At 61.7% G+C, this 19,443-nt stretch carries 15 protein-coding genes and 1 other RNA gene; 9 read left to right on the top strand and 7 right to left on the bottom strand.

Annotated features, from left to right (window positions below):
• The first annotated feature begins 22 nt into the window (after nt 1-22).
• Together ABTW55_RS00880 and ABTW55_RS00875 are read left to right on the top strand one after the other, a co-directional pair.
• Nucleotides 23-418, top strand: a complete 396-nt coding sequence (locus ABTW55_RS00880) for a DoxX family protein (RefSeq protein ID WP_004937119.1) — start codon at nt 23-25, stop codon at nt 416-418.
• A gap of 70 nt (nt 419-488) precedes the next feature.
• The gene (locus ABTW55_RS00875; protein ID WP_033649007.1) at nt 489-1,475 is read left to right on the top strand and encodes a glutathione S-transferase family protein; all 987 of its coding nucleotides are present in this window, start codon (nt 489-491) and stop codon (nt 1,473-1,475) included.
• A 50-nt stretch (nt 1,476-1,525) separates the two neighbouring features.
• Here the strand turns inward: ABTW55_RS00875 and ABTW55_RS00870 are convergent, their stop codons facing one another.
• Nucleotides 1,526-2,422, bottom strand: a complete 897-nt coding sequence (locus ABTW55_RS00870; RefSeq protein ID WP_004937113.1) for a LysR family transcriptional regulator — start codon at nt 2,420-2,422, stop codon at nt 1,526-1,528.
• 107 nt (nt 2,423-2,529) lie between these two features.
• Between ABTW55_RS00870 and ABTW55_RS00865 the strand changes: the two genes are divergently transcribed.
• Nucleotides 2,530-3,231, top strand: a complete 702-nt coding sequence (locus tag ABTW55_RS00865) for a pirin family protein (protein ID WP_060422850.1) — start codon at nt 2,530-2,532, stop codon at nt 3,229-3,231.
• 57 nt (nt 3,232-3,288) lie between these two features.
• On the opposite strand, the gene rnpB is transcribed toward ABTW55_RS00865, so the two are convergent.
• Nucleotides 3,289-3,666, bottom strand: an RNA gene (gene rnpB / locus ABTW55_RS00860) — RNase P RNA component class A.
• Nucleotides 3,667-3,707: 41 nt separating this feature from the next.
• Complete coding sequence (rsmI, locus tag ABTW55_RS00855) at nt 3,708-4,571, bottom strand: 16S rRNA (cytidine(1402)-2'-O)-methyltransferase (protein WP_004937108.1); 864 nt, start codon at nt 4,569-4,571, stop codon at nt 3,708-3,710.
• A 62-nt stretch (nt 4,572-4,633) separates the two neighbouring features.
• Here rsmI and ABTW55_RS00850 point away from each other — a divergent pair, with 62 nt between their 5' ends.
• From ABTW55_RS00850 to dolP, 4 genes are read left to right on the top strand one after another with little or no spacing between them, the layout of a single operon-like run.
• Entirely contained in the window at nt 4,634-6,670 is a 2,037-nt protein-coding gene (locus tag ABTW55_RS00850; RefSeq protein WP_060422848.1) for a penicillin-binding protein activator, read from the top strand.
• The gene (locus ABTW55_RS00845) at nt 6,667-7,020 is read left to right on the top strand and encodes a YraN family protein (RefSeq protein WP_086556960.1); all 354 of its coding nucleotides are present in this window, start codon (nt 6,667-6,669) and stop codon (nt 7,018-7,020) included. Before ABTW55_RS00850 ends, ABTW55_RS00845 begins: the two co-directional genes overlap by 4 nt.
• 51 nt (nt 7,021-7,071) lie before the next feature.
• Nucleotides 7,072-7,662: a DnaA initiator-associating protein DiaA gene (diaA, locus tag ABTW55_RS00840; protein WP_004937103.1), complete on the top strand. Its 591-nt coding sequence runs from the start codon at nt 7,072-7,074 to the stop codon at nt 7,660-7,662.
• Nucleotides 7,663-7,671: 9 nt separating this feature from the next.
• Nucleotides 7,672-8,247: a division/outer membrane stress-associated lipid-binding lipoprotein gene (gene dolP / locus ABTW55_RS00835; protein ID WP_033636114.1), complete on the top strand. Its 576-nt coding sequence runs from the start codon at nt 7,672-7,674 to the stop codon at nt 8,245-8,247.
• Between the two features lie 39 nt (nt 8,248-8,286).
• Here the strand turns inward: dolP and mtgA are convergent, their stop codons facing one another.
• The 3 genes from mtgA to arcB all read right to left on the bottom strand — a co-directional run bounded on the left by mtgA (nt 8,287) and on the right by arcB (nt 12,245).
• On the bottom strand, nt 8,287-9,018 hold the full coding sequence (gene mtgA, locus ABTW55_RS00830; protein ID WP_060422845.1) for a monofunctional biosynthetic peptidoglycan transglycosylase: 732 nt from the start codon (nt 9,016-9,018) through the stop codon (nt 8,287-8,289).
• A complete protein-coding gene (gene elbB, locus ABTW55_RS00825; RefSeq protein ID WP_049196178.1) occupies nt 9,015-9,668 on the bottom strand; it encodes an isoprenoid biosynthesis glyoxalase ElbB in 654 nt (217 codons plus the stop codon). Before elbB ends, mtgA begins: the two co-directional genes overlap by 4 nt.
• A 237-nt stretch (nt 9,669-9,905) precedes the next feature.
• Nucleotides 9,906-12,245, bottom strand: coding sequence for an aerobic respiration two-component sensor histidine kinase ArcB (gene arcB, locus ABTW55_RS00820; RefSeq protein ID WP_033649005.1), 2,340 nt, complete (start codon nt 12,243-12,245; stop codon nt 9,906-9,908).
• Between the two features lie 411 nt (nt 12,246-12,656).
• Here arcB and ABTW55_RS00815 point away from each other — a divergent pair, with 411 nt between their 5' ends.
• The gene (locus ABTW55_RS00815; protein WP_033649004.1) at nt 12,657-13,364 is read left to right on the top strand and encodes a phosphatase PAP2 family protein; all 708 of its coding nucleotides are present in this window, start codon (nt 12,657-12,659) and stop codon (nt 13,362-13,364) included.
• Here ABTW55_RS00815 and ABTW55_RS00810 read toward each other — a convergent pair.
• Complete coding sequence (locus ABTW55_RS00810; protein WP_047570430.1) at nt 13,359-14,291, bottom strand: TIGR01212 family radical SAM protein; 933 nt, start codon at nt 14,289-14,291, stop codon at nt 13,359-13,361. The genes ABTW55_RS00815 and ABTW55_RS00810 overlap by 6 nt on opposite strands.
• A 691-nt stretch (nt 14,292-14,982) precedes the next feature.
• On the opposite strand from ABTW55_RS00810, the gene gltB reads away from it, so the two are divergent.
• Nucleotides 14,983-19,443 carry a glutamate synthase large subunit gene (gltB, locus tag ABTW55_RS00805; protein WP_033649002.1) on the top strand — a complete coding sequence of 1,487 codons (4,461 nt, stop codon included), beginning with the start codon at nt 14,983-14,985 and terminating at the stop codon, nt 19,441-19,443.

Raw genomic sequence — 19,443 nt, 5'->3', positions numbered from 1 at the left:
CAAAAACACGTTGGAGTAGATGATGAAAAAATTAGAAGATACAGGTTTGTTGGTTGCTCGTATTCTGATGCCAATCCTGTTTATCGTGGCAGGCTACGGCAAAATGGGTGACGCTTATGCCGGTACCCAACAGTACATGCAATCGATGGGCGTGCCTGGCTTCTTGCTGCCACTGACCATCCTGCTGGAATTTGGCGGCGGTCTGGCGATCCTGTTCGGCTTCCTGACCCGCACCGTGGCGCTGTTCACTGCCGGTTTCACCATTCTGACCGCGCTGCTGTTCCACACTGACTTTGCGGAAGGCGTAAACCAGCTGATGTTCATGAAAAACCTGACCATCGCCGGCGGCTTCATCGTGTTGGCGGTCGCAGGCCCTGGCGGCTTTAGCATCGACCGTCTTCTGAACAAGAAATGGTAATCTAAACTGTCATTCAGGGCCCGGCATGCCGGGCCCTGTCGCTTTTCACTCGGACACCAAGGAGACTCCCATGGGACAACTCGTCGATGGCGTTTGGCAAGACATCTGGTATGACACCAAATCTACCGGCGGCCGTTTCAAACGTTCAACCGCTCAGTTTCGCAATTGGGTGACCGCCGACGGTCAGCCGGGCGAACACGGCGCGGGCGGCTTCCAGGCCGAAGCGGGCCGTTATCACCTGTACGTTTCCCTCGCCTGCCCCTGGGCGCACCGCACGCTGCTGATGCGCAAACTGAAAGGGCTGGAGCAGATCATTCCGGTCTCGGTGGTGCACCCGCTGATGCTGGAAAACGGCTGGACCTTCGGCCAGGATTTTCCTGAAACCACCGGCGATCCGCTGTATCACGCCGACTTCCTGTATCAGATCTACCTGCGGGCCGATCCGCACTACAGCGGGCGCGTAACCGTGCCGGTGCTGTGGGATAAACAGCAGCAAACCATCGTCAGTAACGAATCCGCCGATATCATCCGCATGTTCAACAGCGCGTTTGACGGCGTGGGCGCCCGCGCGGGCGATTACTACCCGGCCGATCTGCGCGGCAAAATCGATGAGCTGAACGGTTGGATTTACGATCAAGTGAACAACGGCGTGTACAAGGCCGGTTTCGCCACCAGCCAGGAAGCGTATGACGACGCGGTCAGCGGGGTCTTCAGCGCGCTCGAACGCCTGGAGCAGATCCTGGGGCAGCACCGCTACCTGACCGGCGATCGGCTGACCGAAGCCGATCTGCGTCTGTGGACCACGCTGGTGCGCTTCGATCCGGTGTACGTCACCCACTTCAAGTGCGACAAACACCGCATCAGCGACTACCTGAACCTGTACGGTTTCCTGCGCGACATCTACCAGATGCCGGGCATCGCCGAGACGGTCAGCCTGCCGCACATTCGCAACCACTACTACCGCAGCCACGCCACCATCAACCCGCACGGCATCATTTCCATCGGGCCGGCTCAGGATCTGGACGAGCCGCACGGCCGCGACCAGCGCTTCGGCTAAGGCAAAAAAATCCCCTTGCCGCCCGGCAAGGGGATGTCATCCAACCGGCGTTAGCGCTGTGCGAACAGGCGCGGAATTTCGCGCAGGAACCAGGCCTTCGCCTCCCCCATGCTGTCGCGCCGCCAGGCCATGATGATATCGGCTTCGCGGCTGTATTCCGGCCCCACCACGCGCAGCCGCCCGGCTTCGATATCTTTCTCCACCATCGGGTACGGCATGGTCGCCACCCCCAGCCCGGCCAGCAGCGCCAGGCGTTTGTCTTCGATGGTGCTCACCGTCAGGCGCTGTTGTTTATCCAGCAGCTGTACGGTCAACACCGGGCGCTCGCGGGCGGTATCCGCCACCGCGATGCCGCGGTACTTCACGCGGGTCACCTCAGACAACGGCTCCGGCTCTTGGTGGATCGGGTGATCCGGCGCGGCGACATAAACGCTCATCACCTTGTACAGTTTGCGGGTGTTGATCTCCGACGACGCGCGGAAGTGCATGTCCGGCGCGATCACGATGTCGGCGCGCCCCTGCTCCAGCCGTTCCCAGGCGCCCGCCAGCACCTCGGTGAAAATCGACACCTGGGTGTTGGCCTTCAGCGCCAGCTTGTCCACCAGCGGAAACAGCAGGCTCGGCGGCGACAGCGCTTCGCTGACGATGGTCAGGTGGGTTTCCCAACCGCGCGCCAGCGCTTCGGCGTCGGTGGTCAGCTTGTCGGCCGCTTCCAGCAGCACCCGCCCGCGCTCCAGCAACATGCGCCCCACGTTGGTGAACTTGGTGCGGTGGCCCGAACGGTCGAACAGCACCACGTCCAATTCTTCTTCCAATTTTTGCATGGTGTAGCTGAGCGCCGACGGCACCCGGCCCAATTCGTCGGCGGCCGCGGCGAAGCTGCCGCGCCGGTCGATCGCGTCCATCACTCTCAGCGCCTCAAGCGTGAGCGCCCGATCTCTGGCCATCAAATCCCTCTGTCAGGAAATTTGAATATGCCGACCAGATTAACTGGCTAACAATCCGACGTCCAGATGCTTACCATTTGGATAATGAATTTAGAGAGCCGATTGCCATGATCACATGCAGAACAGCACAACAATGCGGGCAAGCTGACTTTGGTTGGCTGCAGGCTCGCTACACCTTTTCCTTTGGTCACTACTTCGATCCCAAACTGATGGGCTACGCGTCGCTGCGGGTGCTGAATCAGGAGGTGCTGGCGCCGGGCGCGTCGTTCCAGCCGCGCACCTATCCCAGCGTGGATATCCTGAACCTGATCCTGCAGGGCGAGGCGGAATACCGCGACAGCGACGGCAACACCGCGCGCGCCAAAGCCGGTGAAGCGCTGCTGCTGGCCACCCAGCCGAGCCTGAGCTACAGCGAACAGAACGTCAGCAGCGATACGCCGCTGACTCGCCTGCAGCTGTGGCTGGACGCCTGCCCGGAACGCAACAACGAGCGGGTGCAGCGCCTGACGCTGCCGGCGGCGGGCAACCTGCTGCTGGCCTCGCCGGACGGCGCGCAGGGCAGCCTGCAGCTACGCCAGCAGGTTTGGATCCACCATCTCGATCTGCAGTCGGGCGAAGAACAAACGCTGACGATTAACGGGCCGCGCGCTTATCTGCAGTCGATACACGGCACCATCGCCGCCACCGGCGAGCGCCACGAAGAACAACGCCTGACCTGCGGCGACGGCGCCTTCGTTCGTGAGGAGAATCGCCTGACGATCCGCGCCGAGACGCCGCTGCGCGCACTGCTGATTGATCTGCCGGTGTAAGCCGGCCGGAAAACGAAAAACCCCGCGCAACTGGCGTTGCGCGGGGTTTTCTTTTGTCGAGGGAGTTGACCGGTAAGCCGGGTTCTGTCGTGGACAGTCATTCCTCTAGGCCAGCAATCGCTCACTGGCTCAAGCAGCCTACCCGGGTTCAGTACGGGCCGTACCATGTGAACCCCTATTTGGCCTTGCTCCGGGTGGAGTTTACCGTGCCACGAACTGTTGCCAGCCGCGCGGTGCGCTCTTACCGCACCCTTTCACCCTTACCTGATCCCGCTTGCGCGGGCCATCGGCGGTTTGCTCTCTGTTGCACTAGTCGTAGGCTTGCGCCTCCCAGGCGTTACCTGGCACCCTGCCCTATGGAGCCCGGACTTTCCTCCCCTCCATCTGTCTCCCCGAAGAGGACGGCAATGAAGCGGCGACTGTCTGGTCAACTCCGGCGCGGATAGTAGCGTCGCGGCGGCGGCAGGTCAACCGCTTTACGGCTGTTGTTGCTCCAGCGCGTGCTTATACAGCGCATTTTTCTTCACGCCGTGGATTTCCGCCGCCAGCGCCGCCGCCTTTTTCAGCGGCAGCTCTTTTTGCAGCAGCGCCAGCGTGCGCAGCGCCTCAAGCGGCAGCGCATCCTCCTGCGCCTTGTGGCCTTCGACGATCAGCACCATCTCGCCGCGGCGGCGCACTTCATCTTCCTGCACCCACGCCAGCAGCTCGCCCACCGGCGCGCCGTGGATAGATTCCCAGGTTTTGGTCAGCTCGCGCGCCAGCACCACATAGCGCTGCGGCCCCCAGACGGTGACCATGTCCTGCAGGCTTTCCAGCAGGCGGTGAGTGGACTCGTAGAAAATCAGCGTGCGCGGTTCCTCCGCCAGCGCCATCAGCGTATCCTTGCGCCCCTTGGTTTTCGCCGGCAGGAAGCCCTCGTAGCAGAAACGGTCGGAAGCGACGCCCGCGGCGCACAGCGCGGTGGTGGCGGCGCAGGCGCCCGGCAGCGGCACCACGCGAATGCCGGCCTCGCGGCAGCGGCGCACCAGGTGATAACCGGGATCGTTGATCAGCGGCGTGCCGGCGTCGGACACCAGCGCGATGCTCTGGCCCTCCTGCAGTTTCGCCAGCAATTGATCGGCCTTTTGCTGTTCGTTGTGATCATGCAGCGCGAACAGACGCGCGTTGATCGCGAAGTGTTGCAGCAGCAATCCGGTATGGCGCGTGTCTTCCGCCGCGATCAGATCAACGCTTTTCAGTACCTCTAACGCACGGTGGGTGATATCGCCCAGATTGCCGATTGGGGTGGGCACCACATACAGCGTTGATGCAGAAATGACTGATTGTTGGTGTTGATTCATTGTTTCATCCGGGTTGCCGATTTAATATTGAGCATCTTGAAAAAAACATCACTGGATACAGTATGCTTTCCTCAACATTCGTTCGTACCAAAGCAGGGCGTTCCAAGCCTGTCCGACTTACCGCAGTCATCGCGGCCGCCCTTTTCCTGGCAGGCTGTCCAAGTCGGGCCCCGCAAACGCCGCCCGCCAATATACAGGACGAAGCGAGCGCCAGCTCCGATTACTACCTGCAGCAGTTGCAGCAAAGCAGCGATGATAACAAGGCTGACTGGCAATTACTTGCTATTCGCGCCTTGCTGCGTGAAGGAAAACTGCCGCAGGCCGGCGACCAGTTGAATCAGCTGCCGAAAAACCTCAGCGGCGCGCAGCAGACTGAACGCCAGTTGCTGACCGCCGAACTGCAGATCGCCAACAAGAGCTACGTCAGCGCCCGCAGCACGCTGGGCCACCTGGACAGCGGTTCGCTGTCGCCGAATCAGAAGGTGCGCTACTACCAGGCGCAGATCGCCGCCAATCAGGGCAAAGCGTCGCTGCCGTTGATCCGCGCCTATATCGCTCAGGAGCCGTTGCTGACCGGCAAACCGCATCAGGACAACCTGGATCAGACCTGGCAGGCGCTGCTGCAGCTGACGCCGCAGGAGATGAACAGCCTGGTGATCAACGCCGACGAGAACGTGCTGCAAGGCTGGCTGGATCTGCTGCGCGTCTATCAGGACAACAAGCAGGATCCCGATCTGCTGAAGGCCGGCATCAAAGACTGGCAAAACCGTTATCCGAAGAACCCGGCGGCCAAAACGCTGCCGGCTCGCCTGAACCAGGTGCTGAACTTCACCCAGGCTTCCACCTCGAAAATCGCCCTGCTGCTGCCGTTGAATGGCCAGGCGAAAGTGTTCGCCGACGCCATCCAGCAAGGCTTCGAAGCGGCGAAAAACGGCGGTTCCATGCCGGCGCCGCAGCCTCAAGCCGCGCCACCGGCCAGCGTACCGGCCCAAACGGCGCCGGCCGATCAGGCCGCCACGGGTGACATCAACGCCAACGGCGCGGTCAGCCCTTCGGCGCAAGAGAGCCAGCCTGCCGTGACCGCCGCGCAACCCGCTGCGCCGTCCAGCGCGCCGATAACGCCGCCGCAGGCCGCCAACGCGCAGGTCAAAGTGTACGACACCACCAGCCAGCCGCTGGCCGCCTTGCTGAGCCAGGCGCAGCAGGATGGCGCCACCCTGGTGGTCGGGCCGCTGCTGAAAGAGACCGTCGATCAGCTGTCCGCCAGCACCACCACGCTGAACGTGCTGGCGCTCAACCAGCCGGAAACGCCGAAGGACAACCTGAACATCTGTTACTTCGCCCTGTCGCCGGAAGATGAAGCGCGCGACGCCGCTCGCCACATCTGGGAACAGCAGAAGCGTCAACCGCTGCTGCTGGTGCCGCGCGGCGCCTTCGGCGATCGCGTCGCCAAGGCCTTTAACCAGGAATGGCAGAAGCAAGGCGGGCAAACCGTGCTGCGTCAGGACATCGGCTCCGCCGGCGAGCTGCGCCAGATGGTGAACAGCGGCGGCATCCGCATGACCGGCACGCCGATGTCGAGCGCCCCGGCGCCGCAGAGCGTGACCATCGCCGGGCTGACCATTCCGGCGCCGCCGAGCGACGTGCCCGCCGCAACCGGCGGCGTCGACGCGGTGTATATCGTCGCCACGCAGTCTCAGCTGACGCTGATCAAACCGATGATCGACATGGCCACCAGCTCGCGCGGCAAGCCGGCGATGTACGCCAGCTCGCGCAGCTACCAGGCAGGCGCCGGCCCGGACTTCCGTCTGGAAATGGAAGGCCTGCAGTTTAGCGATATCCCGCTGCTGGCCGGTTCAAACCCTCAGCTGTTGCAGCAGGCCAGCGCGCGCTTCCGCAACGACTACTCGTTGGTGCGCCTGTATGCGATGGGGATGGATGCCTGGACATTGGCCAACCACTTTGCTGAAATGCGCCAGCTGCCGGGCTTCCAGGTTTCCGGCACCACCGGTATGCTGAGCGCGTCGCCGAACTGCGTGATCAACCGTAAGCTGCCTTGGCTGCAATACCGTCAGGGCACGGTCGTTCCGGTCTCTTGAACCCACGCGCCTCAGGGGCGGGCTATGAGTTACTGGCCCGCCGTCACCTGGAACACGCCGGGCTCACCTTCTGCGCCGCCAACGTCGCGGTGCGCGGCGGTGAGCTCGACCTCATCATGCGCGACGGCGCTACCTGGGTATTCGTCGAAGTGCGCTACCGCCGCAACGACGCCTTCGGCGGCGCGGCCGCCAGCGTCACCTTTCGCAAACAACGGCGGTTGCTGCACGCCGCCGCCGTCTGGCTGGCGGGGCGCGGAGCCAGTTTTGACACATCATCTTGCCGTTTTGATGTTTTGGCCATTACCGGTAGCCAGTTAGAATGGATACCCAACGCCTTCAATGCGGATTAATCGGGGTTTTGCGGCGCAGACCGGCCCTTTGACTTAGTGGATTAATACAACGTGCTGGATAGAATTAAAGTCTGTTTTACCGAAAGCATCCAAACCCAGATCGCGGCGGCGGAAGCATTGCCGGACGCCATTTCCCGCGCTGCAATGACGCTGGTTCAATCCTTACTCAACGGCAATAAAATCCTGTGCTGCGGCAACGGCACCTCGGCGGCCAACGCGCAGCACTTCGCCGCCAGCATGATCAACCGTTTTGAAACCGAGCGCCCCAGCCTGCCGGCCATCGCCCTCAACGCCGACAACGTGGTGCTGACGGCAATCAGCAACGATCGGCTGCACGACGAAGTGTACGCCAAGCAGGTGCGCGCGCTCGGGCACACCGGCGACGTGCTGCTGGCGATTTCCACCCGCGGCAACAGCCGTGATATTGTGAAAGCGGTCGAGGCGGCCGTCACGCGCGATATGACCATCGTCGCGCTCACCGGCTACGACGGCGGCGAGCTGGCCGGGCTGCTCGGCCAGCAGGACGTCGAGATCCGCATCCCGTCGCACCGCAGCTCACGCATTCAGGAAATGCATATGCTGACCGTAAACTGCCTGTGCGACCTGATAGACAACACGTTATTCCCCCACCAGGACGATTAAGGAACTGAGATGAAGCTAAAAGCCACATTTGCAGTGCTGTCCAGCGCCCTGCTGTTGCAAGGCTGTATCGCCGGCGTCGTCGTCGGCAGTGCGGCCGTCGCCACCAAAACCGCCACCGACCCGCGCAGCGTCGGAACCCAGGTGGATGACGGCACGCTGGAAGCCAGGGTCGAAAACGCCCTGAGCAAAGACCAGCAGTTGAAGAAAGATGCCCGGGTGGTCGCCACCGCCTATCAGGGCAAGGTGCTGTTGACCGGCCAGTCGCCTAACGCCGATCTCACCGCGCGCGCCAAGCAGATCGCCATGGGCGTGGAAGGCACGAGCGAAGTGTATAACGAAATCCGTCAGGGCACGCCGGTCAGCCTGAGCACCGCGTCCTCCGACACCTGGATCACCACCAAGGTGCGTTCGCAGCTGTTGACCAGCGATACGGTGAAATCGTCCAACGTGAAGGTCACTACCGAAAACGGCGAAGTGTTCTTGCTGGGCCTGGTCACGCAGCAGGAAGGGCAGTCTGCGGCGCAGATCGCCAGCCAGGTCAGCGGCGTGAAGCACGTCACCACCGCCTTTACCTATGTGAAGTAATCCGCTTGGCGGGAACGGCGCCCTGCCGTTCCCGCCCGTTTAATCCAGCGAGTTCTCGCGTAAAAACGCTTCCCCGCCCAACTGCCGCATCTGGCGCATGATCCACTGTTGACGCTGCACCACATAGCCGGACGGCGCATCGGCCCTGAAACGATGCGGATTCGGCAATACCGCCGCCAGCAGCGCCGCCTCGGCCGCGTTCAGCCGTTTAGCCGGCTTATGGAAAAAGCGCTGTGAAGCCTCCTCCACGCCGAACACCCCGTCGCCGAACTCGACGATGTTCAGATACACCGTCAGAATGCGCCGTTTGGTCCACACCAGCTCGATGCCCGACGTCAATCCGGCCTCCAGCCCTTTGCGCAGCCAGCTGCGGCCATCCCACAGAAACAGGTTCTTGGCGGTTTGCTGCGACAGCGTGGACGCACCGCGGATGCGCGTCGGGCGCTTCTCGTTGTGGCTGAGCGCCTTTTCAATGGCCGCCACGTCGAAGCCCCAATGGTCTGGAAACTTCTGATCCTCCGCCGCCATCACCGCCAGCGCCATTTGCGGCGAGATGTCGTCCATCGACACCCAGTCCGAATGGGCGACGTAGCCGAAGTCGCCGCTCAGCCAGGCGCTGACTTGCCGCTCCGCCATCACGGCGGAAAACGGCACCGGCAGGAAGGCGAAGAGCACAATGCCCAACGCCCACAGGCCGAGGATCGCAATGACGCCGCGCTTCAGCCAATACCACGGGCGCAGCCGCCGCCATCCGCCGAGCGATTTTCTCATTCAGCCAGTTCCAGCACCCGCGCCACCAGCTTATCGATGCCGAGGGCCGCCTGCGCGATCGACGGCGCCAGCATATAGGCCGGCGTGGTCACGATCTTGTGATCGCTGTCCACCACGATGTCGTCCACCGGGCAAATCACCGGTTCGCCGCCCATGGCGTCAATCACTTCTCCCAGGTCCGGATCGTTGCCAATGGTCAGCCGCGCTTGTTGATCCAGCAGTTTCGGCAATAGCGCCGGCGCGATGCACATCAGGCCAATTGGTTTGTTGGCCTTATGCATCTCGCGCGTCAGGCGCGCCAAATCTTCATCGACCCAACATTCCGCGCCGGCTTCGGCGAAATTGCTGAGGTTCTTGGCGGCGCCAAAGCCGCCGGGCACGATCAGCGCATCCAGCTGCGCGGCCTCCGCCAGCGTCAGCGGCTGTACCGCGCCGCGGGCAATGCGCGCCGACTCAATCAGGACATTGCGCGTCTCCGCCATCTCATCACCCGATAAGTGATTAATAACATGGCGTTGTGGTTTATCAGGCGCAAAGCACACCGCCTGCGCGCCGGCACGATCCAACGCCAGCAGCGTCAGCACCGCTTCATGGATCTCCGTACCGTCATAAACGCCGCTGCCGCTGAGGACTACACCCACCTTTTTCATCACTCTTACTCCTGTCGCTGCTGTCAACTGGTTCGTGCTCCGAGTTGACAAACACTAATCTACATCACACATTTTAATGAATCTTCTAACAAGAGCGCTTACATTTGCTATGTTGTTGGCTGTATGATGTTTAGGAATTCGCTACAACCTGCTCGACCAGAACACTGAAACCAATACGCAGGTTCACAATTTCCCTGGTGTTGGCGCAATATTCGCGCACCCCGGCTTAGGTCGGGGTCATTTTTTTTCAGCGTTCTCTACCCAAGCCCGCAGTACCTGCACATCGTTGCGCCACTCTTGCTTCAACTCATCCACCCAGTCCTGCACGTTATCCCACCAGGCCGGCAGCGTCGGCGTTTGAATCTGCTGGGCCAGCTGCTGCAGATGGCGCAGACCGACCGAACCGGCGGCGCCCTTGATCTTGTGCCCTTCCTCGGTGATGCCTTTCTGATCGCGCGCCGTCATGTTGGAGTCCAGCACCGCCAGATAGCCCGGCATCATCTGTTCGAACATCTCCAGGCTTTGGTGGATCAGCTGCGGGCCAACCAGATCCATATACTGTTCCAGCATCGCGGTATCGAGTAACGACTCATTAATCTGCATCGCCTTGTGCTCCGTTTTCTTTGAAGTGTGAGAAGGTTGATGATCCCAATAGTGTTTGATGACCTGGGTCAGCGCCGGCACCGACAGCGGCTTGCTCAGCACATCGTCCATGCCCGCCTCGAGGTACTCTTTTTTGTCTTTCAGCACGTTGGCGGTCAGCGCAACCAGCGGCGGCAGCGCCTGACCGGCATAGCGCTCACGCAGCGCCCGGGCGATGTCCAGCCCGGTCATGTCCGGTAGTTGAATGTCCAGCAGCACCAGATCGAACTCGTCCGGATCGAACATCGCCAGCGCATCGTGGCCGTTCATCGCCACCTCGACGCTGTTGCCCAGCTTCTCCAGCACCGAGCGCGCCACGATCACATTCAGTTCGATATCCTCCACCAGCAGGATGTGCAGCGCCGGCAACGGCAGCTCCTCTTCCTCCGGCGCCGCGCTGACGGCTTCCTGCACCGCCGGCGCCTGGATGGTCAGAGTGAAGCAAGAACCGTGCCCCTGTTCGCTGCGAACGGTGATGTCGCCGCCCATGCTCTGCGCCAGCCGCTTGGAGACCGCCAGCCCGATGCCGGTGCCGGTGGCCGGGCGGCCGCCGCGCTGATCTTTCACCTGGTAATACATGGCGAAGATCTTGTCCTGCTCGTCCTGCGGGATGCCCATGCCCGAGTCTTCCACCTCGAACACCAGCTTCTCCTGCGCCTCGCGCCGCACGCGCACCACGATTTGCCCCTGCTGGGTGAATTTCACCGCATTGCCGATCAGGTTCCACAAAATCTGCCGCAGGCGCGTGCCGTCGGTCACGATCTGCTGCGGCAGCGGCGTTTGCGGCTCCATGATGAACTGCAGCCCTTTCGGCTGCGCCAGCAGGCCGGAGAGATTCTCCAGATCCGCCAGGAAACCGGTGAAGTCCACCGGCTGGTTGTCGAGCTGCACCTTGCGCCGCTCGAGCTTGTCCATTTCGATAATGTCGTTGAAGATATTGCCGAGGGTGATGGCGCTGACGTGAATGGTCTTCAGGTATTTCAGCTGCTCGTCGTTCAGCTCGGTATCGAGCAGGATGCGGCTCAGGCCGACGATGCCGTTAAGCGGCGTACGCAGCTCGTGGCTGATGGTGGAGATAAAGGTGGTCTTCTCCCGGCTGGCGTTCTCCAGCGCGTCCTGGTAGCGCTTACGCTCGGTAATATCGCGGCCGAAACCCATCAGCCCGTGGCGTTTGCCCACCCGGTCGTAAAACGGCACCTTGCGCAGTTCGAAACAGGCCTTGCGGCCGTCGGGATACACCAGCCATTGTTCGTAGGTCAGCGAGACGTTGTGGCGGAACACCTTCTCGTCGGTCTCAATGACCTTTTCGGCGATCTCCTGGCCGTAGACGTCGAACGGCGTCAGGCCGATCAGCTGCTTCTCGCTCTTGCCGGTCAGCAGCTCCATCGCGCGGTTGCAGCCTGAGAACTCTTTGTCTTCGTTGCGGTAGTAGACCAGGTCCGGCGAGGCGTCGAGGAAGGAACGCAGCAGCGCCGACTGCTGGCCCAGCTCAATCTGCGCCAGCTCGCGCTGTTCCATCTCTTCCGTCAGCTTCTCCATCACCTGCAGGCGCTCTTCTTCCGCCTTGATGCGATCGGCGATCTCCTGATTCAGCTGGCTGATATTGTCTTTGAGCTGCTGATTGAGCTCCAGATCGCGGTGGCGCATCTCTTCCAGCTTGTCCACCAGCCGCGCCAGCCGTTGGCGCGACTCCTCCAGCTGCTCCACCACCACCGAGAGAAAGTAGACCGCCCACGGGGTGATCAACAGGCCGAAGAAGATTGAACGCACCACGTCGATGCTTTCCACTTCGCCGCGCAGCAGCATGGTCACCGCCATCTGCACCACCATCGCCAGCACCACCAGCGCCGAGGCCAGCAGCAGCGAGAAGCGCACCAACCCCAGTTTCACCATTAAATCAACGTAGTACTGGGCCAACACCCGGATTTGCTTCATAGCGGCTCCCATCAGACACAATCTTTTGAATCATACCGTAAATTTTTCCGCCGTGTCTGAGAGTCAAGTCCTGCTAACGGAAAATAGCGGCGTCTGGCGTGCATCGGGCGGTTCATTGCCGTCGACACCGTGGAAAAGCACGTTGATCAATCCGCTCATACTTAGGGATTAATCACTTGTAACTAAAAGACTTTTTATGTGACACACCCCACACCTCAGCCGCTTGAGAAGGCCTTTCCGTTAATATATTAATGATGCACCGTGCATGACGCATGCTTTAGCAGACACGGATAGCGAAGCCCTGAGGCTTGAAGTAAGGGAAAGGATGTTATCCCGCGGTTTACTTTCACCGGCAGCAGCGTTGTGGCCAGCCCGGCAGGCTTCCTCATTTCCCTGACGTGAGGATTGACCATGTTAACCATCTATCGCACTACCCTGTTCGTCCTGTCTTTGACCGTTATTTTGCCCCTGAAGGCCGCCACTGCCGTGACCGGCTATCTGAGTGCAGAGCAACGGCAAATCGCCACGCTGTTGCCGCCGCCGCCTTCAACGGATACGCCGCAGAATCGGGCGGATCTGCAGGCAGTGCTGGCCATTCAGGCTAACCGCACGGCGGAACAAATCGCCAAAGCCAAGCGGGACGACCACCTGGAAGACGCCGCCTTCCCCTTCGCCCGCGAGATCTTCGGCCCGACCTTTACCGTCGATCGCCATCCGCTCACCGCCGCCCTGTTCCGCCGGGTCTATCAGGACTTTGAACAAAGCCTGATGCCCGCCAAGGCCTTCTATGGCCGCCCGCGCCCCTATGAGGCCGACAGCCGCGTGAAACCGCTGCTGCCGCCGCCGGAAGGCGATTCCTACCCTAGCGGACACGCGATGGACAGCTACCTGACGGCACTCCTGTTGGCGCAGATGGTGCCGGAAAAACGCAGCGCGCTGTTTGAGCGGGCGGCAAGCAATGCGCAAAGCCGGGTGATTGCCGGCGTTCACTACCCGAGCGATCTGGAAGGCGGCAAGTTGGCGGCGACGGCGCTCGCCGCACGACTGCTGGCGAATCCGCAGCTGCAGGCCGATCTGCAGCGCGCCCGCGTGGAGGTGCGCGCCAACCTGCAGTTATAACGTCGGTGAATAATGCAGGGCGGCATCCAGCGCGCTGCCCTGCCCGCCGTATTGCTGCAGATAAGCGCCCACCGCCTGCATACCGCGCCAGCGGTTTTCGCACCACAGCGGCGCCAGCAGCGTAGGCCGACGGGCGCTGGCGGACAGGCGGTGATACACCACCTCGCCCGGCGTGTGGCGGATCATCTCCCCGGCGCTGACGGCGTAATCTTCCAGCGCCAGTTCGGGCAAGCGCCCGGCGCGCCATGCGCGGGCCAGGGTGCTGCCGGTAACAACGTGCAGCGGATGCAGCTTGATGCCATCCACGCCGCTCTCCACCACCCGCTGCAGCGTGAGCAGATGATCGCGCTGGGTTTCTCCCGGCAGCCCGACGATCAGATGGCAGCACACCTTCAGCCCGCGCTGCCGAGCCCGTTGCGCGGTCTGCTGATAGCAGCGGAAATCATGGCCGCGGTTGATGCGTTTGAGCGTTTTATCGTGCGCCGTCTGCAGCCCCAGTTCCAACCACACTTCATAACCCTCTTCGCGATACCCCGTCAGCAGATCCAATGCGGCGGGCGGCACGCAGTCCGGGCGAGTGCCGACGCACAGGCCGACCATGTCGCTCTGCGCCAACGCCTGCCGATACATCGACGCCAGCAGTTCGACCTCCGCATAGGTGCTGGTATAGGCCTGAAAATAGGCCAGATAGCGCCGCGCCCGGTCGACCCGCGCGGCCTGTTGCGCCAGCTGTTCGGCGATGCTCTGCCGCTGCATCGCCTCATCGGCGAATGAAGCGACGTTGCAGAACGTACAGCCGCCGCGCCCCAACGTGCCGTCGCGGTTAGGGCAACTGAATCCGCCATGCAACGTGAGTTTATGGATCTTTTCGCCATGGCGGCGCTGGAGATCTGCGCCAAACATATTGACTAATTGCGGCAACTGCATAATCTTGGTGATTCTCTGTGTTCAAAGCCGCGATGCTAATAAGAAACGGCTTTTCCCGCGATGACAGAGATCAACGCTTTCCCCGCAAGGCGCCACCAGGCATAACTATTCATCATAAACGCAAATCAATTCACTATAATTCTGATGAATTATTCTAATCGTCACGCAACCGTTAACGGCAATATGACAACACGGTGAAAAATAGTCATAAACATCAACTAAGCAATATCTTATAGAATAAAACTCTGCCATTAACCCCCGCACTAGCATGGTGCAGAGATTAAGGGGTTGCACTATAGTGAGACAGCTCACACTTCTGCGGGGATCGGCGTTGCCCCACGATAGTGCAAAAATGCATTAAACACCTTATTTTTCAAATAAATAAATACCATAAATTCGATAAGAATCTATCTTAAGCCCACATTTGACCTGCGAATTCTTTCTCGCTAAGTTGGAAGTCCGCTGGAAGCTTTCTGGACGGGCAAACGTCTCGTCATATTTATGCAGTAATTGAAGACTCCCTCTTAAAACAAGTCCTATACCACTTGTGAGACCGTCACGAGAGGCCATTGATGGAGGGCGGAAAAGCAGATTGGCGGGGTTAACTTGCTGATTGGACTTCTGCCTGAAATTGGGAAGCCCCCTCGCAGTAGGTTGTGAGAGTCACGCAGAGCCTGGGGAGGTTCACGATATGTTGTACGATAAATCCCAAGAGAGGGACAACTGTGGTTTCGGCCTGATCGCCCACATAGAAGGCGAACCTAGCCACAAGGTGGTGCGCACCGCCATTCACGCGCTGGCCCGCATGCAGCACCGCGGCGCGATCCTGGCCGACGGCAAGACCGGCGACGGCTGCGGCCTGTTGCTGCAAAAACCCGATCGCTTCTTCCGCATGGTGGCGGAAGAGCGCGGCTGGCGTTTGGCCAAGAACTACGCCGTCGGCATGATGTTCCTCAGCCAGAATGAAGAGGAAGCGCGCCTCAGCCGCCGCATCGTGGAAGAAGAGCTGCAAAACGAAACGCTGTCGATCGTCGGCTGGCGCGAAGTGCCGACCAACCCGGACGTGCTGGGTGAAATCGCCCTTTCCTCCCTGCCGCGCATCGAGCAAATCTTCGTTAACGCCCCGGCCGGCTGGCGCCCGCGGGATATGGAGCGCCGCCTGTTCGTGGCGCGCCGCCGCATCGAGAAACGCGTGCAGGACAACAGCTTCTACGTCTGCAGCTTCTCCAATCTGGTGACGATCTATAAAGGCCTGTGCATGCCTGCGGATCTGCCGCGCTTCTATCTCGATCTGGCGGACCTGCGCCTGGAATCGGCCATTTGCCTGTTCCACCAGCGCTTCTCCACCAACACCGTGCCGCGCTGGCCGCTGGCGCAGCCGTTCCGCTACCTGGCGCACAACGGCGAAATCAACACCATCACCGGCAACCGCCAATGGGCGCGTGCCCGTACCTACAAATTCCAAACGCCGCTGATCCCGGATCTGCAGGCCGCCGCGCCGTTCGTCAACGAAACCGGCTCCGACTCCAGCTCGCTGGACAACATGCTGGAGCTGCTGCTGGCGGGCGGGATGGATCTCATCCGCGCCATGCGCCTGCTGGTGCCGCCGGCCTGGCAGAACAACCCGGACATGGACGGCGATCTGCGCGCCTTCTTCGACTTCAACTCGATGCACATGGAGCCGTGGGACGGCCCGGCCGGCATCGTGATGTCCGACGGCCGCTACGCCGCCTGTAACCTCGATCGCAACGGCCTGCGCCCGGCGCGCTATGTGATCACCAAAGACAAGCTGATCACCTGCGCCTCCGAAGTCGGCATCTGGGATTACCAGCCGGATGAAGTGGTGGAAAAAGGCCGCGTCGGTCCCGGCGAGCTGATGGTGATCGACACCCGCAGCGGCCGCATCCTGCACTCGGCTGAAACCGACAACGATCTGAAAAGCCGCCACCCGTATAAAGAGTGGATGGAGAAAAACGTCAAACGTCTGGTGCCGTTCGAAGATCTGCCGGACGATCAGGTCGGCAGCCGCGAACTCGACGACGCGCAGCTCGAAACCTACCAGAAACAGTTCGGCTACAGCAGCGAAGAGCTGGATCAGGTGATCCGCGTGCTGGGCGAGATCGGCCAGGAAGCCACCGGTTCGATGGGCGACGATACCCCGTTCGCCGTGCTCTCCAGCCGGCCGCGCATCGTTTACGACTATTTCCGCCAGCAGTTCGCGCAGGTCACCAACCCGCCGATCGATCCGCTGCGCGAAGCGCACGTCATGTCGCTGGCCACCAGCATCGGCCGTGAAATGAACGTGTTCTGCGAAGCCGAAGGCCAGGCGCACCGCCTGAGCTTCAAATCGCCGATCCTGCTGTACTCCGATTTCAAACAGCTCACCACGCTGGAAGGCGAATACTATCGCGCCGAGACGCTCGATCTGACCTTCGATCCGCAGCAGCAGGATCTGGAGCAGACCATTCGCGCCCTGTGCGACGAAGCGGAACGCAAGGTGCGCGAAGGCGCGGTGCTGTTGGTGCTGTCCGACCGCGCCATCGCGCCCGGCCGCCTGCCGGTCCCGGCCCCGATGGCCGTTGGCGCCGTGCAAACCCGCCTGGTAGAGAAAAGCCTGCGCTGCGACGCCAACCTGATTGTTGAAACCGCCAGCGCCCGCGATCCGCACCACTTCGCCGTGCTGCTCGGCTTCGGCGCGACCGCCATCTACCCGTACCTGGCCTATGAAACCTTGGCCAAGCTGGTGGACAGCCAGGCGATCGACAAGAAATACCGCGACGTGATGCTGAACTACCGCAACGGCATCAATAAAGGCCTGTACAAGATCATGTCCAAAATGGGCATCTCGACCATCGCCTCTTACCGCTGCTCCAAGCTGTTCGAAGCGGTCGGCCTGCATCGCGATCTGGCGGATCTGTGCTTCCAGGGCGTGGTCAGCCGCATCGGCGGCGCCAGCTTCAGCGACTTCCAGCAGGATCTGCAGAACCTTTCCAAGCGCGCCTGGCTGAAACGCAAACCGCTGGAGCAAGGCGGCCTGCTGAAATTCGTGCACGGCGGCGAATACCACGCCTACAACCCGGACGTGGTGAACTCGCTGCAAAAAGCGGTGCACAGCGGGGAATATAGCGACTATCAGGCCTACGCCAAGCTGGTGAACGAGCGGCCGGTCGCCATGCTGCGCGATCTGCTGGCCATCACGCCGAAAGGCGAACCGATCCCGGTCGATCAGGTTGAACCGGCGGAGTCGCTGTTCAAACGCTTCGACACCGCGGCGATGTCGATCGGCGCACTGAGCCCGGAAGCGCACGAGTCGCTGGCGATCGCCATGAACGGCCTCGGCGGCTTCTCCAACTCCGGCGAAGGCGGCGAAGATCCGGCGCGCTACCGCACCAACAAGGTGTCGCGCATCAAACAGGTGGCCTCCGGCCGCTTCGGCGTGACGCCGGCCTACCTGGTGAACGCCGACGTGATCCAGATTAAGGTGGCGCAGGGCGCCAAACCGGGCGAAGGCGGCCAGCTGCCGGGCGACAAGGTGACTCCGTACATCGCCAGACTGCGTTACTCGGTGCCGGGCGTAACGCTGATCTCCCCGCCGCCGCACCACGACATCTACTCGATCGAAGATCTGGCGCAGCTGATCTTCGACCTGAAGCAGGTCAACCCGAAAGCGGTGATCTCGGTGAAACTGGTTTCCGAGCCGGGCGTCGGCACCATCGCCACCGGCGTGGCGAAAGCCTATGCCGATCTCATCACCATCGCCGGTTACGACGGCGGCACCGGCGCCAGCCCACTGTCCTCGGTGAAATACGCCGGCTGTCCGTGGGAACTGGGCCTGGTGGAAACCCAGCAGGCGCTGGTGGCCAACGGCCTGCGCCACAAGATCCGCCTGCAGGTGGACGGCGGCCTGAAAACCGGCGTCGACATCGTCAAGGCGGCGATCCTGGGCGCGGAAAGCTTCGGCTTCGGCACCGGGCCGATGGTGGCGCTGGGCTGTAAATACCTGCGCATCTGCCACCTCAACAACTGCGCGACCGGCGTCGCGACTCAGGACGACAAGCTGCGCCGCGATCACTACCACGGCCTGCCGGAACGCGTGACGAATTACTTCCAGTTTATCGCGCGTGAAACCCGCGAGATCATGGCGCAGCTGGGCGTGAGCCAGCTGGTGGATCTGATCGGCCGCACCGAGTTCCTGACCGAGCTGGACGGCATCTCCGCCAAGCAGAACAAGCTGGATCTGTCGCCGCTGCTGAAAACCGCCACGCCGCATCCGGGCAAAGCGGTGTACTGCACCGAAAGCAGCAACCCGGCGTTCGACAAGGGCCTGCTGAACAAAGAGCTGCTGGCGCAGGCGCAGCCGCATATCGAAGCGAAGCAGGGTAAAACCTTCTACTTCGACATTCGCAACACCGACCGCTCCGTGGGCGCCATGCTGTCCGGCGCTATCGCCGACGTGCACGGCGATCAGGGCATGGCGGCCGATCCGATCAAGGCGCACTTCTCCGGCACCGCCGGGCAGAGCTTCGGCGTCTGGAACGCCGGCGGCGTCGAGCTGACCCTGACCGGCGACGCCAACGACTATGTCGGCAAAGGCATGGCCGGCGGCAGCATCGCGGTGCGTCCGCCGATCGGCTCCGCCTTCCGCAGCCATGAAGCCAGCATCGTCGGCAACACCTGCCTGTACGGCGCCACCGGCGGCAAGCTGTTCGCCGCCGGCCGCGCGGGCGAACGCTTCGCGGTGCGCAACTCCGGCGCCATCACCGTGGTGGAAGGCATCGGCGACAACGGCTGCGAATACATGACCGGCGGCATCGTCTGCGTGCTGGGTAAAACCGGCATCAACTTCGGTGCGGGCATGACCGGCGGCTTCGCCTACGTGCTGGACGAAGACGGCGAGTTCCGCAAGCGCGTGAACCCGGAGCTGGTGGAAGTGCTGGATGTCGATCAGCTGGCGATCCATGAGGAGCACCTGCGCGGCCTGATCACCGAACACGTGCAGGCGACCGGCTCTTCCCGCGCGGAAGAGATCCTGGCCAACTGGCCGGAGTGGGCGCCGAAGTTCGCCCTGGTCAAACCGAAGTCCAGCGATGTCAAAGCGCTGTTGGGTCACCGTAGCCGTTCCGCAGCCGAGCTGCGGGTGCAGGCGCAGTAA

The organism is Serratia sp. SM04 (assembly GCF_040280225.1).
Classification (GTDB): domain Bacteria; phylum Pseudomonadota; class Gammaproteobacteria; order Enterobacterales; family Enterobacteriaceae; genus Serratia; species Serratia sarumanii.
Note: the sequence above shows the minus strand (reverse complement) of the source record. Positions and strands in the feature narration are given on the sequence as shown.

Coding starts and splice junctions, on each gene's coding strand:
- ABTW55_RS00810 (WP_047570430.1), bottom strand. CDS start 14,291: ATGCAGTTGCCGCAATTAGTCAATATGTTTGGCGCAGATCTCCAGCGC.
- ABTW55_RS00880 (WP_004937119.1), top strand. CDS start 23: ATGAAAAAATTAGAAGATACAGGTTTGTTGGTTGCTCGTATTCTGATG.
- mtgA (WP_060422845.1), bottom strand. CDS start 9,018: ATGAGAAAATCGCTCGGCGGATGGCGGCGGCTGCGCCCGTGGTATTGG.
- ABTW55_RS00815 (WP_033649004.1), top strand. CDS start 12,657: ATGTTAACCATCTATCGCACTACCCTGTTCGTCCTGTCTTTGACCGTT.
- ABTW55_RS00875 (WP_033649007.1), top strand. CDS start 489: ATGGGACAACTCGTCGATGGCGTTTGGCAAGACATCTGGTATGACACC.
- gltB (WP_033649002.1), top strand. CDS start 14,983: ATGTTGTACGATAAATCCCAAGAGAGGGACAACTGTGGTTTCGGCCTG.
- elbB (WP_049196178.1), bottom strand. CDS start 9,668: ATGAAAAAGGTGGGTGTAGTCCTCAGCGGCAGCGGCGTTTATGACGGT.
- dolP (WP_033636114.1), top strand. CDS start 7,672: ATGAAGCTAAAAGCCACATTTGCAGTGCTGTCCAGCGCCCTGCTGTTG.
- ABTW55_RS00865 (WP_060422850.1), top strand. CDS start 2,530: ATGATCACATGCAGAACAGCACAACAATGCGGGCAAGCTGACTTTGGT.
- arcB (WP_033649005.1), bottom strand. CDS start 12,245: ATGAAGCAAATCCGGGTGTTGGCCCAGTACTACGTTGATTTAATGGTG.
- ABTW55_RS00870 (WP_004937113.1), bottom strand. CDS start 2,422: ATGGCCAGAGATCGGGCGCTCACGCTTGAGGCGCTGAGAGTGATGGAC.
- rsmI (WP_004937108.1), bottom strand. CDS start 4,571: ATGAATCAACACCAACAATCAGTCATTTCTGCATCAACGCTGTATGTG.
- ABTW55_RS00850 (WP_060422848.1), top strand. CDS start 4,634: ATGCTTTCCTCAACATTCGTTCGTACCAAAGCAGGGCGTTCCAAGCCT.